Origin of the sequence: Campylobacter concisus (assembly GCF_002913045.1) — a bacterium.
Classification (GTDB): domain Bacteria; phylum Campylobacterota; class Campylobacteria; order Campylobacterales; family Campylobacteraceae; genus Campylobacter_A; species Campylobacter_A concisus_AP.
The window spans coordinates 150135-165826 of record NZ_PPAF01000026.1; the positions used below are offsets into that span (position 1 = coordinate 150135).

14 protein-coding genes and 1 tRNA gene are annotated in these 15692 nt (G+C 38.2%); 6 read left to right on the plus strand and 9 right to left on the minus strand.

The annotated features are described in order from the left end of the window. Positions 1-70: 70 nt before the first annotated feature. Genes nifB through CYP43_RS03370 form a run of 3 tightly spaced genes read right to left on the minus strand, consistent with a single transcriptional unit; the run spans position 71 to position 2563 of the window. Positions 71-898: a nitrogenase cofactor biosynthesis protein NifB gene (gene nifB / locus CYP43_RS03360; RefSeq protein ID WP_103582491.1), complete on the minus strand. Its 828-nt coding sequence runs from the start codon at positions 896-898 to the stop codon at positions 71-73. Then, on the minus strand, positions 898-1710 hold the full coding sequence (locus CYP43_RS03365; protein WP_103582492.1) for a 4Fe-4S binding protein: 813 nt from the start codon (positions 1708-1710) through the stop codon (positions 898-900). The genes nifB and CYP43_RS03365 overlap by 1 nt, the downstream gene beginning before the upstream one ends. Beyond that, positions 1703-2563 carry a substrate-binding domain-containing protein gene (locus tag CYP43_RS03370; RefSeq protein ID WP_103582493.1) on the minus strand — a complete coding sequence of 287 codons (861 nt, stop codon included), beginning with the start codon at positions 2561-2563 and terminating at the stop codon, positions 1703-1705. Before CYP43_RS03370 ends, CYP43_RS03365 begins: the two co-directional genes overlap by 8 nt. 378 nt (positions 2564-2941) lie before the next feature. On the opposite strand from CYP43_RS03370, the gene CYP43_RS03375 reads away from it, so the two are divergent. The 6 genes from CYP43_RS03375 to CYP43_RS03400 are packed head-to-tail and all read left to right on the plus strand — an operon-like array spanning position 2942 to position 11220. Beyond that, positions 2942-3526, plus strand: a complete 585-nt coding sequence (locus CYP43_RS03375; RefSeq protein WP_103582494.1) for a restriction endonuclease subunit S — start codon at positions 2942-2944, stop codon at positions 3524-3526. Between the two features lies 1 nt (position 3527). After that, positions 3528-5018: a type I restriction-modification system subunit M gene (locus tag CYP43_RS03380; RefSeq protein WP_103582495.1), complete on the plus strand. Its 1491-nt coding sequence runs from the start codon at positions 3528-3530 to the stop codon at positions 5016-5018. After that, positions 5015-6232, plus strand: a complete 1218-nt coding sequence (locus tag CYP43_RS03385; protein WP_103582496.1) for a restriction endonuclease subunit S — start codon at positions 5015-5017, stop codon at positions 6230-6232. The genes CYP43_RS03380 and CYP43_RS03385 overlap by 4 nt, the downstream gene beginning before the upstream one ends. 2 nt (positions 6233-6234) lie before the next feature. Next, positions 6235-7476 carry an HAD family hydrolase gene (locus CYP43_RS03390; protein WP_219808133.1) on the plus strand — a complete coding sequence of 414 codons (1242 nt, stop codon included), beginning with the start codon at positions 6235-6237 and terminating at the stop codon, positions 7474-7476. A 17-nt stretch (positions 7477-7493) separates the two neighbouring features. Further along, on the plus strand, positions 7494-10571 hold the full coding sequence (locus tag CYP43_RS03395; protein ID WP_103582498.1) for a type I restriction endonuclease subunit R: 3078 nt from the start codon (positions 7494-7496) through the stop codon (positions 10569-10571). Then, a complete protein-coding gene (locus CYP43_RS03400) occupies positions 10561-11220 on the plus strand; it encodes a M48 family metallopeptidase (protein ID WP_103582499.1) in 660 nt (219 codons plus the stop codon). Before CYP43_RS03395 ends, CYP43_RS03400 begins: the two co-directional genes overlap by 11 nt. A 122-nt stretch (positions 11221-11342) precedes the next feature. Here CYP43_RS03400 and CYP43_RS03405 read toward each other — a convergent pair. The 6 genes from CYP43_RS03405 to aspS form a co-directional block, all read right to left on the minus strand. Beyond that, a tRNA-Ile gene (locus CYP43_RS03405) sits at positions 11343-11419 on the minus strand. 123 nt (positions 11420-11542) lie between these two features. Then, positions 11543-12061 (minus strand): inorganic diphosphatase, encoded by a 519-nt coding sequence (gene ppa, locus CYP43_RS03410; RefSeq protein WP_103582500.1) that lies wholly within the window; start codon positions 12059-12061, stop codon positions 11543-11545. 70 nt (positions 12062-12131) lie between these two features. After that, positions 12132-12470, minus strand: a complete 339-nt coding sequence (locus CYP43_RS03415; RefSeq protein WP_103582501.1) for a NirD/YgiW/YdeI family stress tolerance protein — start codon at positions 12468-12470, stop codon at positions 12132-12134. A 71-nt stretch (positions 12471-12541) separates the two neighbouring features. Beyond that, the gene (locus tag CYP43_RS03420) at positions 12542-12925 is read right to left on the minus strand and encodes a hypothetical protein (protein WP_103582502.1); all 384 of its coding nucleotides are present in this window, start codon (positions 12923-12925) and stop codon (positions 12542-12544) included. 219 nt (positions 12926-13144) lie between these two features. Further along, positions 13145-13714: an adenylate kinase gene (locus CYP43_RS03425; RefSeq protein ID WP_103582503.1), complete on the minus strand. Its 570-nt coding sequence runs from the start codon at positions 13712-13714 to the stop codon at positions 13145-13147. Positions 13715-13900: 186 nt separating this feature from the next. Continuing rightward, the gene (aspS, locus tag CYP43_RS03430) at positions 13901-15658 is read right to left on the minus strand and encodes an aspartate--tRNA ligase (RefSeq protein ID WP_084040895.1); all 1758 of its coding nucleotides are present in this window, start codon (positions 15656-15658) and stop codon (positions 13901-13903) included. Positions 15659-15692 lie beyond the last annotated feature (34 nt).

Here is a 15692-nt window from a genome sequence, read left to right on the forward strand (position 1 = left end):
CAATTAAAAACAAAAAACAAAAAACAAAAAACAAAAATGCAAAAGGCACTAAATTCAGTGCCTTTTATCGCTATCTTTCGCCAAGTTTTCCACATGCATCAGCGCGGCATCTACTGCAATGTGACATTTGATTTATGTCACTACCTATTGATCTACGGATGCGGTGGATCTCATCGGTTGAAGGGGATTTTAAATTTTCAAAAGGGGTGTCATGCACCGGTATCATCGCCATGCAGTTCATTATGTCAGCTCCCCACTGCTTTGCCTTTGCTGAGATGCTTTGGACGTGATCCATATTGACCCCAGGGATGACGACGGTGTTTATCTTTACTAGCATGCCAGCCTCTTTTAGCTTGCGGATGCCCTCATCCTGGCGCGCTAGCAGTATCCTAGCAGCCTCCTCGCCGTAGTAGTTTTTATCTTCATATCTCACCCACGAATAGACCTTCGAGCCAACATCTGGCGTCACGGCATTAACCGTCACTGTCACGTGGCTCACGCCAAGACGTACGATCTCATCAACATGCTCAGGCAGCGCTAGTCCATTAGTTGAGAGGCAAAGCAGGACATTTGGGAAGTGAGACTTGCACTTTTCAAAGGTTGCTAGCGTCTTGTCAGCGTCACACATTGGATCGCCAGGACCAGCGATGCCGATGACGGAGATGTCTTGTCTAAATTTAAAGAGCTTTTCTAAAAATTTCACCGATTCATCTGGCGTTTGCACCTTTGCCGTTACGCCAGGGCGATTTTCATTAGCGCAGTCATATATGCGGTTGCAGAAGTTGCACTGGATGTTGCAGTGAGGGGCAACTGGCAGATGCACGCGTCCGTAGCTAGCGGAGGCCTTTTTGTTAAAGCATGGGTGATTGTCTAGTTCAGCCTTAGTGCGAAAGATCATTAGCTCTTTTTCCTTCCAAATTTAATAGCATTTGCATGGCAGACATTGAGGCAGTCACCGCAGTTTGTGCAGTTTATCTCATCAGGTCTCGTTCCCATCTCGCACTTGCGTAAGCATGCGTCGCAGTCGTCACAGGCACTTGTTTTATAGACACGAAATATCGAAAATTTACGCAAAATTTCAAGCACACCACCTGATGGACAGACGAAACGGCACCAAAGGTTAGCTACGATCAGCGAGGCTAGCATGACTGAGATGATGATCACTGTGCGAGTGACCCACTCCCATTCGCCAAAGCGAAGTGACAAAGTAAGAGCGGTTAGGTACTCATCGCTCGTTCTTATAGGTATCATCATGCGAGGATTGCCCCAGATAAAATAGGCCCAAAGGCTGATTACTATGGTGGCTAGCATGCTTATCTGAGCGAATATTAGCTTTTTGCTGCGAATTTTTAGCTTGAAAAAGGCAAATTTACCAAGCATTTGATTGACAAAGCCAGCTGGACAGACCCAGCCACAAAATGCCCTACCAAAGAGGATGACAAGCGCTGGGATAAATAGCCAAAATCCAAAAAACAGCAACGTGATCCGCCCCCAACAGGTGATGATAGGGCAGTTTTGGCAATTTACAAAAGGCACTACAAAAGGGCATCTAAAAATGCCGTAATACGCCCATTGTCCGATGCCAGCTATAAAGATGAGCTGCACTAGGCGTCTTATCTTTGTTGTGGGGGAGTTTTTGCTTCTCTTTTTTAAATTTACGTTACCGCATGCACTGCTATTAGAGCATGCGCTATTACAGCTACTACACATCTTTTACACCAAACCTTTCTATAAGCTCTAGCCCACGCGCTGAATAAATGGAGGTAAAGCCATGTTTTTCAAAAATTTCTTGCCCCTCGGTGCCGCAAACAAAGTCTGCAAAGTCATTTGCGAGCCTTTCATCTTTTACATATTTCATTATATTTAGCGTAAAAGTGAGCGGTCCAGGCGGGATGAGCTTTTCATCGATGGGCATATACTCGATCTTATCTTTAAACCTATCATGCGTTGTTAGGCGTTTTTCGATGATCGAAGCATCGCCCTTGCCATCAACTAGCTCGCACATCATATTTATGACGCATGATCCGTTTGCGACCATGTTTTTCATCACCGCATCAGTGAGGTTTGAGTTTTTTAATATCCCTTTGACTGGGCCACTGCCAGGGGGCGATGATCTAAGAGGCAGCATCACTCTAACTCCTGGCTCTGCAAGGTCTTTTAAGTCGCGAATGCCTGCTGGATTGCCTTTTGGCACGACTAGGACGTAGTCAGTAAAGCATAGCGGTCTAAAATGAAGGCTAAGACCAGCTTTGCGAAGTTTTTTAGAAAGCTCTAAAACCCTTGCTCCAAAGAGCTCGGTCGTGCTTTGAAGTGCTAAAAGCGACTTGCCAAGAGCACCAGCAAAGGCGCCGGTGTATTGGATATTATGCCCTGTTCTTGCCTCGTAAATGGTATTTAGCTCATTAAATGCTTCAGATAGGCCTCCACACGACCAAACCTGAAGCAAGTCAGACTTAAATGGCGTAAAGCCAGCTAGCATCGTTTGTGGAGTGGCAACAGCAGCTGTGGCTAAAGCACCTTTTAAAAAGCCACGGCGTGATATACCAGTTTGTTTTAATTCCATGAAATCTCCTTTTGGGATTTAAGAAATGTAAATTTGATATTTTCGGCACGCGAAACTTGTGAAATTTGACTTTTGAAATTTGCAAAAATGGTAGTTGAAGGTAAATTTATGCAAATGTAAATTGCGACCGCAATCTAAATTTGAGTGATTATAGCCAAATGCTAGCTTAAAAATCGAGATAAATTTAAAAAACGCAGGGGTAAAATTGCTAAAGTAAATTTATCGTTTAAAAAATAATTAAGATTTTAGTCGTCAATTTGATGTATTATTTTGTAAATAATATAAAAATATATTGCTAGTTTTTACTTTTTTTGTTATACTTCGCTCATAAAATCATTAGTATTATTTTTAAAATAATACAGAAAGGAGTATCTTAAGATGATAAAAATAGGCGACATATCTGATATAAAAACCGGTCTAGTTTTAAACCGTAAAAAGGCAGACAAAAACGTAGATGAGAAATTTCGCTATAAAGTAGTCTCGCTAAAGTCCTTTAATGAAAATGCACTCTTTGATGACACATTTGCCGATGAGTTTATATCAAGCGAAAAAATAAGCGATGAGTATAAAGTAAGACTTGGCGATGTTTTGCTGCGACTTAGAGAGCCGAATTTCGCCGTTTATATAGACAAGGACTATAAAGACCTTATCTACACATCTTTGATGGTTTGCATAAGGGTTAAAAGCGACATATTTGATCCGCGTTTTGTGGCGCATTATCTAAACAGCAGCGCCGTTAAAAGAGCTCTTGCGCCAGATGTTTCAGGCACTACCATAGCGATGATAGGCGTTGCAAGCATAAATAATATAAAAATACCAGCCATAAATTTGCAAACCCAAAACAAGATAGTAAAATACCTAAATTTAGCTCGCGAGGAGAGCAAAATTTTACAAAATTTAGTAGCTGTAAAGCAAAGATACCACAAAAGCGTATTTGAAAATTTAATAAAAGAGGAGAACTAAGATGCAAAAGACCACACAAGATACTATAAATAACATAGTTTGGAAGGCTTGCGACACATTTCGCGGCACGATGGACGGAAGCGACTATAAAGACTATGTTTTAACGATGCTTTTTGTTAAATATCTATCTGATTTTTACAAAGAAAAGCTTGAGTCGCTAAGAGCCGAGTATGGCGATAAGTGCGAGAGGATCGAAGCAAAGCTAAAGAAAGAGAAATTTAAGCTTGATGAGAGCTGCACCTTTGAGTATCTTTTAGCGCACAAAGAGGCGGTAAATTTAGGCGAGATAATGAACAAAACTCTAGAAAAGATCGAAGAAGACAACAAAGACAAGCTTGAAGGTATCTTTAGAAGCATCGACTTTAACAACAAAAACAAGCTTGGCGACACAAAAGAGAGAAACGCTATCTTGAAAAATTTGCTTGAAGACTTTAGCGACACTAGGCTAGATCTTCGCCCCTCTATGCTTGAGGGCAACGACATAATAGGCGACGCATACGAGTATCTTATAGCTCATTTTGCAAGTGACTCTGGCAAAAAAGGCGGAGAGTTTTATACGCCAAGCGAGGTTTCGACGCTTCTTGCAAAGCTAGTTGAGCCAAAAGAGGGCGATATGATCTACGATCCTACTTGCGGTTCTGGCTCACTTCTTATCAAGGCTTCAAAAGAGGTCGGTAGCAAAAATTTCCGCCTTTATGGACAAGAAAAAAACGGACAAACTCACGCACTTTGCAAGATGAATATGTTTTTGCACGAGATAAATGACGCCGTGATCGAGTGGGGCGACACGATCAGAAACCCGCTTCATTTACAAGACAACCTTATAAAGACATTTGACATAGTCGTGGCAAATCCCCCTTTTAGCCTAGATAAATGGGGTGCTGACTTTGCTCTAAACGATCCTTTTATGAGATTTGCTAGCTACGCTTTGCCGCCAAAGAGCAAGGGCGACTACGCATTTGTCGTGCACATGATAAAAAGTCTAAACAACAACGGCAAAATGGGTGTCGTGCTTCCGCATGGAGTGCTATTTCGCGGGGCAAATGAGGGCAAGATCCGCCAAAAGCTAATCGAAGAAAATTTACTAGACGCCGTCATCGGACTACCGGCAAATTTATTTTACGGCACGAGCATCCCTGCTTGCATACTCGTTTTTAAGAAAAACCGCGCAAACGAAGACGTGCTATTTATCGACGCTAGCAAGGAATTTGAAAAAGGCAAAAACCAAAACACGCTAACCGAGCAAAATATAAAAAAGATAGTCACTACCTACAAAAACAGAAGCGAGATAGAAAAATACTCCCACCTAGCAAGCCTTAGCGAGATAAAAGAGAATGACTACAACCTAAACATCCCTCGCTACGTCGATACCTTTGAAGAAGAAGAGCTTGTAGATATCGAGGCTACAAAGGCTGAGATCTCACGCCTAGAAGCCGAGCTAAAAAGCGTTCAAAGCAAGATGAGCGAGTATCTTGAGGAGCTTGGGCTATGAGCGAATTTAAAAATTTACCGAGTGAATGGAAGGTCGTGAAGCTTGGGGAAATTGGTAAAGTGATAAATGGATTAACGTATAGTCCTGATAATGTTTCAAATAATGGATTGTTGGTCTTACGCTCATCAAACATAAATGATAATTCTATTGTTCTTAATAGTGATGATGTATATGTAAAAGGCATATCAAAATTTAATAAAACGCTAGAAAATGATATTTTAATTTGCGTGAGAAATGGTAGTAAAAATTTAATTGGTAAAAGTGCATTAATTACAGAAAAATATAAGGATTTAGCATTTGGTGCGTTTATGGCTATTTTTCGAAGCAACTATAATTTATTCTTGATACATATCTTTAAAACAAATACGTTTTTTAAACAAGTAAAAAACGATCTTGGGGCAACGATAAATTCAATCAATAATGGTAATTTATTAAATTTTAAAATTCCACTTCCGCCATTAGACGAGCAAAAAAAGATAGCGGAAATTTTATCTACTTGGGATGAGGCTATAAATTTAACTATAAATTTGATAGAAAGCAAAAAGCAGTTTAAAAAAGCTCTTATGCAAAATTTACTCACGGCCAAGATCCGCTTTCCCCAGTTCAAAGACGAGTGGAAGGAAACAAAGCTGGGTAAAATTTTAAAAGAGCATAAAATTAAAAGTGATAACAAAAGTGAGGTTTTTTCTGTATCTGTTCATAAGGGGATTATTAACCAAATAGAACATTTGGGACGTAGTTTTTCAGCTGAAGATACATCAAATTATAATTTGGTAAAGCCATTTGATTTGGTGTATACAAAAAGTCCAACGGGGGACTTTCCATTCGGCATTATAAAGCAAAATTTAAACCCTTTTAATGTTATTGTTTCTCCATTGTATGGAGTATTTGAGCCGATAAATAAATTTTTAGGTACTTTATTGCATTACTTTTTTGAATCATCAATAAGGACAAATAACTATTTGAAGCCAATTATACAAAAGGGGGCAAAAAACACCATAAATATTAGTAATGATACTTTTTTATCAAGAAGCATTCTAGTGCCTATAAATTTAGACGAGCAACAAAAAATCGCAGAGGTTTTAATGGCTTGCGATGATGAGATAAATTTACTAAATTTAAAGCTGGAAAATTTGAAAAAACAAAAACAAGGCTTGATGCAAAAACTACTAAAAGGAGAAATAAGAACATGTTATGTGAAAAAAGCAATGTAATAATGGCAATCGCATATGATTTTGACGGAACACTAGCAAGAGGCAATATACAAGAAAATTCTTTTATACCAACAACGCTAGGTATAAAAAAAGAAGATTTTTGGAACAACGTAAAGGAACTATCTGAAGAAAACAATATGGATGAGATATTGTCATATATGTATTTGATTGTGACAAAAGCATATGGTGCTGGTGCAAAAATTACAAGAGAGGAGCTTAGCAAACACGGTAAAACTGTTAAATACTTTAACGGCGTGGAAGAGTTTTTTGAAAGGATTAATGATTATGCTGCACAAAAGGGGATATCGATTGAGCATTATATAGTATCATCAGGTACCAAAGAAATGATCGATGGAACGACTATAGCGAATAAATTTAAAAATATTTATGCGTCATCATTTATGTATGATGAATACGGCAAACCGACTTGGCCAGCTTTGGCAATTAACTATACGACAAAAACTCAATATTTATACAGGATAAGCAAAGGAATTCTTAACGCTTGGGACAATAAACTAATTAATAAATATATACCAGAGAATGAAAGAAGTATTTTATTTGAGAACATGATATATATAGGTGATGGAGAAACTGATGTTCCAGCTATGAAGTTACTAAAAACTAATGGTGGAACTTCAATTGCTGTTTATGATGAAAATAAAGAGACTGCCAAAACACTTTTGGAGCAAAATAGAGTTAATTATATTGCCAAAGCTGATTATACTGATGGATCGGAGATAGATGCTATTATAAAATCTACGATAGATAGAATTAGTTTAAATTTAAAAAATGGAAAATTGCAAATATATAATAAGCAAAATACTGTAGAAAAAAACATACAAAAATCCAATAATCAAGCAAGGAATAAACAATATTATTTAAGTGTTCTTAAAACGGAAGGATTTAAATTAGAAGATACTAACAAAACAAATAAAATATATTTAAAAAAATATTCATGGGATGACCACAGATATCAAACCTCGTTTTATATATGGAATAATGGAAATTATATTGGAACAGCTAAAATAGCGAAATTAAATCAAAATAAAAATGAGCATACTGCAGATTTACTGGAGAAGAATTTTGATAAGTTAGATGATGATTTTTTCTCTGTTATACGCTTTAAAAAAGATGAGATAGATGAAGAGACTAAAGAGGCATTGAGGTTTTTATTGAATGATATTAGTAATACTAATAAATACGATAATAATGAAATTGTAAAAAAATCTTTAAAGAGAAGTTAGCCAAATAAGGATACCAAATGACCCCAGATACTTCAGAAAATAAGATCCAGCAAAACAGCATAAATTTACTTCAAAGCTTGGGCTATAAATTTATAAGCAGGGAGGAAAATTTAAGGCTTCGTGGCGGTAAATCAAGCGAGGTTTTGTTTAGGGAAATTTTAACCCAAAAGCTTGGCGAGATAAACGGCTACGAGTATAAGGGCAAGAGGTATAAATTTAGCCAAAGTAATGTCTTAAAAGCGGTCGATGAGCTAGCTGGGGTATCTTTAAACGAAGGGCTAATGGTCGCAAATGAAAGGATCACAAATTTACTCTTGCTTGGCACTAGTTTAGAAGAAAATTTAGAAGATGAGACAAAAAGGAGCTTCTCTTTTAAATTTATAGACTTTGAAAATTTACAAAACAACGATTTTTATGTAACGGAAGAATTTGAAGTAAGCAGAGTAAGCCAGAGCGACGCACAAAAGCACAGAAGGCCTGATCTCGTGCTTTTTATAAACGGCATACCAATAGTCGTGATCGAGCTTAAAAAATCAAGCGTGAGCTTTGAAAACGGCATAAAGCAGCTTGAAAAAGAGCAGGGCAAAGATGAGATAGCGCACCTTTTTAAATACATCCAGCTAACCATCGCGGCAAATGGAAGTGGGGCAAGATACGGCACTACTGGTACGCCGTTTAAATTTTATAGCGTGTGGAAAGAGCAGGACGAAGCCAAGGCAAAAGAGAGCTTAAAAAGCGTGATAAATGGTAGAGAGGTAAGCGCGCTTGATATGACGCTCTTTGCGCTACTATCTAAAGATAGGCTGCTAAGGCTAGTTAGGCACTATATAGTGTTTGATAAAAGGATGAAAAAAGTTTGCAGATATCAGCAGTTCTTCGCTATCGAAGAGACGCTAAAGAGGGTATCGGCGAAAAAAGACGGAGCAAGAGCGGGCGGACTCATCTGGCACACGCAAGGAAGCGGCAAGTCGCTCACGATGGTGATGCTAACAAAGCTTTTAAAGCAAATTTACATAAACTCAAAGATCATCGTCGTAACTGACAGGATAGATCTAGATGGACAGATACACGAGACTTTTGAAAATACGGACATGAAAGCAGGGCGAGCAAGTAGCGGAAGCGATCTGATAGAAAAGCTACAAAGCGGCATTAGCGTGATAACTACGCTCGTGCATAAATTTGAAAAGGTGAAAAATCAAAAGGTAGTGATAAGAGATGGCGATATATTTGTGCTAGTGGATGAGAGCCACCGCACGCAAGGCGGAGATTTACATAAGGCTATGAAAAAAGCGCTGCCTCTTGCTTGTTATATAGGATTTACCGGCACGCCGCTTTTAAAGCGTGAGAAAAACAGCTTTGCTAAATTTGGCGGAGAAATTCATAGATATACGATAGATGACGCGGTAAAAGACGGAGCTGTGTTGCCGCTACTTTACGAGGGGCGATACGTGGGTCAAGAGGTGCTAGACCCTGAGGGGCTAACTAGGAAATTTGACCTCATATCAAGAGAGCTTGGCGATGAAGCTAAGAGGGACTTGCAGCAAAAGTGGGCAAGGTTTGAGCGTGTGGCATCAAGCGAGCAAAGGCTAGAGCTAATAGCTGTTGATATAAATGAGCACATCAAAAAGACTTTGAAAAAAAGTGGCTTTAAAGCGATGCTAGCAACGCAAAGAAAATATGACGCCATAAAATATTATGAGATATTTGAAGAATTTGGAGAGATAAAAAGTGCTTATGTGATATCAAGTAACGAGCATGAGGAGCTTGAGGGCGGACATAAAGAGTATGTCGCAAAAGCGTGGCAAGAGACTATAAGGGGCTACGGCAGCGAGGAAGAGTATCTAAAGCATGTGAAGGATGAATTTATTTATGGCGACGAGATAGACTTGCTTATTGTTGTGGATAAGCTTTTAACTGGCTTTGACGCACCAAGAGCAAGCACGCTTTATATAGATAAACAGCTAAAAGAGCATAATTTGCTCCAAGCCATAGCTAGAGTAAATAGGCTTTATGACGGGAAAGATTATGGCTACATTATTGATTATAGAGGGCTTCTTGGCGAGCTTGATCAGGCGCTTACTAGCTATGCGTCGCTAAGTGGCTTTGACCCAGAAGATATAACTGGAGCCGTGATAGACGTAAGAAGCGAGATAATAAAGGCTAAGACTTACTATACTCATCTGGATGATCTTTTTAGCAGCGTGAAATTTAAAGACGATCTGGAAAGCTACGCGGCGGTTTTAGAGGACGTGCAAAAACGAGATGACTTTAAAGAGTGGCTATCACAGTTTGCAAGGGCGTTTAAACTAGCGCTTTCAAGTGAGAAAATTTATGACATATTAAGCGAAGAGGAGATCAAAGCTTATAAGCAGAGGGTTAAATTTTATAACGAGCTAAGAAAGGCTGTGCAACTAAGGTATCACGAGGCTTGCGACTTTGGAAAATATGAAGCGCAGATGCAAAAGCTGCTTGATACTTACGTAAATGCACAAGGGGTTAATGAGCTTACGAAACTCGTAAATATCTTTGAGACGGAATTTGACGATGAGGTGCAAAGGGTAGAGGGCAAAAACGCAAAGGCCGACACGATCATTAGCGCCATAAGCGCGGTGGTAAAAGAGAAAATGGACTCAAATCCAGCCTTTTATAAATCAATAGCGCAGCAAATACAAGATATCATCGACGAATACAAGGCAAAAAGGCTAAGCGAGGAAGAAAAACTTACCAAAGCAAAACTACTAAAAGACCTTATAACAGGTGCTTTAAAACCAAATGAAGACAGGTATCCAAAAGAATTTAATGCTAATAAAATTTTGTTTGCTATTTATGATAATTTACTTGATATTTTGGGCGATGTGGGGCTTGCGGATGTCGAGGTGGTAGCTAAAAATTTGAGCCTGAAATTTTATGAAATTTACGAAAAAGCCTCAAAAAAACCAGAATGGCACAAAAATAAAGACGTAGAAAACGAGATAACAAGTCAGATGGAGGATGCTCTTTGGGAGATAGAGGACGAATATGACGTTTCTATCGATGAGAAGGAGAAAATTTACCAAACTATCCGTGGAATAGAGATAAGCTTTTATGTTAAATGAGGTGAAAATCATCAAAAAAGAGGTGAAAAATATCACCTTAAAAGTTAGACCAAATGGCGAAGTGATCCTAACGGCGCCAAAAACGGCAAGCGATGAGCATATAAAATTTATCATAAAAAAAAGAGCTAAATGGATAGTGCAAAAGCGCGCGTTTTTTTCCTCGTTTAAGACGAGTAAAAAAGAATACGTAAGCGGCGAGGACTTTAAATATCTTGGACGAAGTTATCGGCTAAAAGTGGTGCAGTCTAAAGAGGAGCGCGTAAAGCTACAAAGGGGCTATCTTGAGCTATTTGTAAAAGATAAAGGCGATATAAAACGAAAAGAAAAATTGGTCTATGAGTGGTATCACGAAAAGGCGATGCTATATTTTTTTAATATCTTGCAAGAGTTTAACAAGATAGTAAAACAAGATATCAAAAGCGTAAAGATAAGGCAGATGAAGACAAGATGGGGGAGTTGCAATCCTTATAAATCATATATAAATTTAAACATAGGACTCATCAAAAAACCAAAATCGTGCATCGAGTATGTCGTATTTCACGAGCTTGCTCACCTGCTGTATCCAAATCACTCAAAGAAATTTTATGACTATCTAGCGCTTTATATGCCTGATTGGCAAAAACGCAAGGAAATTTTGGAAAGAGCTTAGAAAATTTGGCTTAAATTTTGGGCTATTAAACATTTTTTGTATTTTTATGTTTTGAAAAATACTTTAAAGCTTAAAGAAAAAACGACGAAAAATTTTTGATCTTGTAATGTTAGTGAAGTAGGTGGTGGGTTCACCAGGACTCGAACCTGGGACCATCCGGTTATGAGCCGGATGCTCTAACCAACTGAGCTATGAACCCACAGTTGAAAGAAAATCGTATTATACAAGAAAAAGCTTATCTAAATATAAAAAATAGCCTTTTTTACGTGGAGTATAAAACAAACAAATTTAAAAAGAAAAGCCCTAAAATAGGGCTTATAAATTATTTATAATTTTTTATCGCAGCGTCTAAAATCTCTTTTGCAGCGTTTGCGTCTTTAAATTCTTTTACCTTTACCCATTTATTTGGCTCAAGAATTTTATAAGTTTCAAAGAAATTTTTAATTTTATTTAGCGTTGCAACTGGTAAGTCTTCGTAGCTTTTTATCGTCTCATATCTTGGATCGATCTTTGTAACTGGCACAGCCAAAAGCTTCTCGTCCATACCTGCTTCATCTTCCATCACCAAAACGCCTATTAAGCGGCAAGGGATGATACTGCCAGCTTGGAGTGGATACTCGTTTAGCACCAAAATATCAGCTGGATCGCCGTCAGCCGCAAGTGTGTTTGGCACAAAGCCGTAGTTTGCTGGGTAAAACATCGCTGAGTAAAGTACGCGATCGACCACGACTGCACCGCTATCTTTATCGATCTCGTATTTGATATTTGAGCCATAAGGTATTTCGATTACGGCATTGATTTTGTCTGGGTTTGAGCCAGCTTTGATTTTTGAAACGTCCATATATTCGTCCTTTATGTTAGAAATTTTCGTGATTTTAGTATTTTTTGCATTAAATACGTGTAAATTTTAACTACCTTATGATTTCTACGCTATCTACGTCGATCTCTGTTTTTGTAAGGTCTTTATCTATCTCGCCTCTTATTCGTAAAGGTGTATCTTCATTGACTGTTATGTTGCCCCATTTGTCATTGTCGATTTCAACGACAATGACATCACCATTTTTATCGATAAATTCATATTTGTCTGATTTTATATGTGATTTTATTTTACCTTCTAGCACAACTTTGGTGTCGTCGTTTAGTTTTAAGGTATCTTTTACGCTTATAATATTTTTGCTTGGGTGTTTTGAGACAAAACCTCCAGCCATTGCAATGCTAGCAGATATTGCAGCGATTATAATTTTTTTCATTTTTATCCTTTAAAATTGGTTGTGAAATTTTAAGGGATAGTACATTTATGATATTAATAAAAGGTAAGTTTTTACATAAAATCTTTTGTAACAATCTTATAGATGTTTTTAGCGGTAATCGGTAGTGCTCTATCTGCATTGCCACCAAGAAAGCCATATCTAATCTCGACAGTAACGTTAAATTTGGCTACCTCTTTACCACTTTGATCGACTAAATTTATGACTGCGAGAGTTTCAGATTTACCAGCACCACCTATGCCTAGGGTTAAGTGTCTAAGGATCCTAACTCCATTTTTTGTTCTTTGTATATCGCATTTTATGATTAGGTCGTCACCGTATTGGTTTTTCTTTTTTAAAAATGTATTTATGTATCCTTCTAGCTTTTTATCAAGTTCAGTTTCGCCACAAACCGCTTTAGCACTGCTGTACTTATGTGTGGTATCCTTTTCAACCATCTCTATATACTTTTTTTGCACATCCTGTAAAAGTAAAAATGGCTATGATCGCAAGTAGTATTGTAAATTTAAGTTTATGCATAATTTCATCTTTGTTTAGGTCTGTTAAAAATAAGTTTAGAATTGTAGGGAAGTTACATTTAAAATAAAATTAAAAATAAGTATATTTGAATGATATTTATTTGGGACCTTGCACATTTTTATGCAAGGTCTGTAAATTTATAAAAGTTTAGCTAGTAAATTTTTGATATCAGCTACGATCTCGTCTATACCACGCTCACCATTTACCACATGAAGTAGCTCTTTTTCGCTGTAAAAATTGCGGATAGGTTTGATCGGATCAAGATATACTTTCATGCGGTTGTTAAAGACTTCGTTATTATCGTCAGCGCCTCTTGCACGGCCAAGCACTCTAGCTCTTGCCACATCTTCACTAACATCTACTTCGATAACACCTTTTAGAGAAATTTCATCTTGTTCGCTTAGAACCTTATCAAGTTCAGTCATTTGCTCAACACTTCTTGGGTAGCCATCTATTATGATGTTTGATTTATTTGAGCTTTTAATGGCTGATACAATCGCATTTACGACAACGTCAAGTGGAACCAAATTTCCTTTTGAGATAAAGCCATCTATAAGCTTACCAAGCTCGCTCCCACTTGTAACTTCAGCTCTTAAAAGATCGCCAGTTGAAAAGTGTGCAAATTTCTCATCTTGTTGTGCGATGATCGATGCGTCTGTTGTTTTGCCGCTGCCTGGAGCGCCGATGATTAAAAATAAATTCTTCATTCTTTCCCTTTTTATATTTTTTGAGCACCTTTGAATGAGTTTGAAAATTTCACCCTGTAGCAGACTATATGTCTAGCTTTGGGGTGAAATTTTCTGCACAACAACCAAAATCATCTCAAAAATTTGATCTTTAAATAAAATAACTCAAATTTAGACATCTAAAAGTCTAAATTTATTGCAAAAATTTTAAGCTTTTTGTTCTTTTTCTCTTATCCTTAGTCCTAGCTCCCTAAGCTGTTCGTTGCTAGCGTGGCTTGGTGCCTTTGTTAGTGGGCACTGAGCGCGCTGTGTTTTAGGGAAGGCTATGACGTCACGGATCGAGCCTGCTTTATTTACAAGCATATTTAGCCTGTCAAATCCTATCGCGATACCGCCATGTGGAGGCGCGCCAAATGTCAATGCATCAAGCAAGAAGCCAAATTTCTCACGCTGCTCCTCTTCGTCTATGCCAAGAAGTTTAAAGACCTTTTGTTGGATATCGTTTTTATGAATTCTTATACTTCCGCCGCCAAGCTCAAAGCCGTTAAGTACGACGTCGTGAGCGATAGAGAGGATATCCTCAAGATCAGGCTCGTCTATATTTTTTGGCATAGTAAATGGATGATGCATCGCAGAGTAGCTGCCATCATCATTTTGCTCAAACATTGGGAAGTCAAGCACCCATAAAAACTCAAGTTTGTCTTGATCGATGATATTCATTTGCTCGGCTAGGAAAATTCTAAATCGTCCCATGTAGTCAAGCACGACTTTTTTCTTGCCAGCGCCAAAAAATACGACGTCACCAACTTTTAGTTCACATCTTGAGACGATCTCGTCAAGATCGCTTTGCTCAAAAAATTTGCAAAGTGGGCCTTTTAGTCCTTCTTCTTTCATTTGGAAGTAGCCAAGCCCTTGTGCGCCAAATTTACGTACAAATTCTTCAAATCTATTCATCTCGCGCTTACTAAAGATGTTGTCGCCATTTGGCACTTTTAGCGCTTTGATGCGGTTTTTCTTTTTGTCTTTTGCGATAGAGCTAAAAATTTCATTGCTTGAGCGCTCGAAAATATCGATTACATCGATCATTTTTAGATCATATCTAAGATCAGGCTTATCTGAGCCATAAGTCTCGGTTGCCTCTTTGTAGCTCATACGTCTAAATGGCGTTTTGATATCGTATCCGCAGGCTTTAAAGATGTCTTTTAGCATCGTCTCAGCCATATTTATGATATCTTCTTGCTCGACAAAGCTCATTTCGATATCTATTTGGGTAAATTCTGGTTGGCGATCAGCCCTTAAGTCCTCGTCGCGGAAGCATTTTGCGATTTGGAAATATTTATCAAAGCCAGAACACATCAAAAGCTGTTTAAATAGCTGTGGGCTTTGTGGGAGTGCATAGAACTGGCCTGGATATACGCGGCTTGGCACTAGGTAGTCTCTAGCACCTTCTGGAGTTGCGCGTGTTAAAACTGGAGTTTCAAACTCGATAAAGCCCATTTTATCTAGGCTGTTTCTAGCTGCGATCGCTGCACGAGAACGCATTTTAAATATATTTTGCAAGCGCTCGCTTCTAAGGTCTAAAAAGCGGTATTTTAGTCTGATGTCCTCATTTACGCTCTCATCGCCTATCATAAATGGTAGTGGCTCGCTTGGATTTTCGATGATTAGCTCACTTACTATTACTTCTATCTCACCAGTTTTTAGCTTTGGATTGGTTAGTCCTTCGCCTCTAGCTCTTACTTTTCCTTTTGCTTTTAAGACATATTCATCTCTTACTTTTGCAGCCACGTCATGTGCTTCTTTGCTATCAGCCGGATCGCAAACTAATTGTATAAGCCCACTAACGTCTCTTAAGTCGATGAAAACAACGCCACCATGGTCTCTATATGTATTTGCCCAGCCACAAAGTATTACTTCTTTACCGATATCAGCTTTGCTAAGATCGGTGCAATAATGACTTCGCATAAAATGCTCCTTTGCAATGTTTTTTAGGCAATTA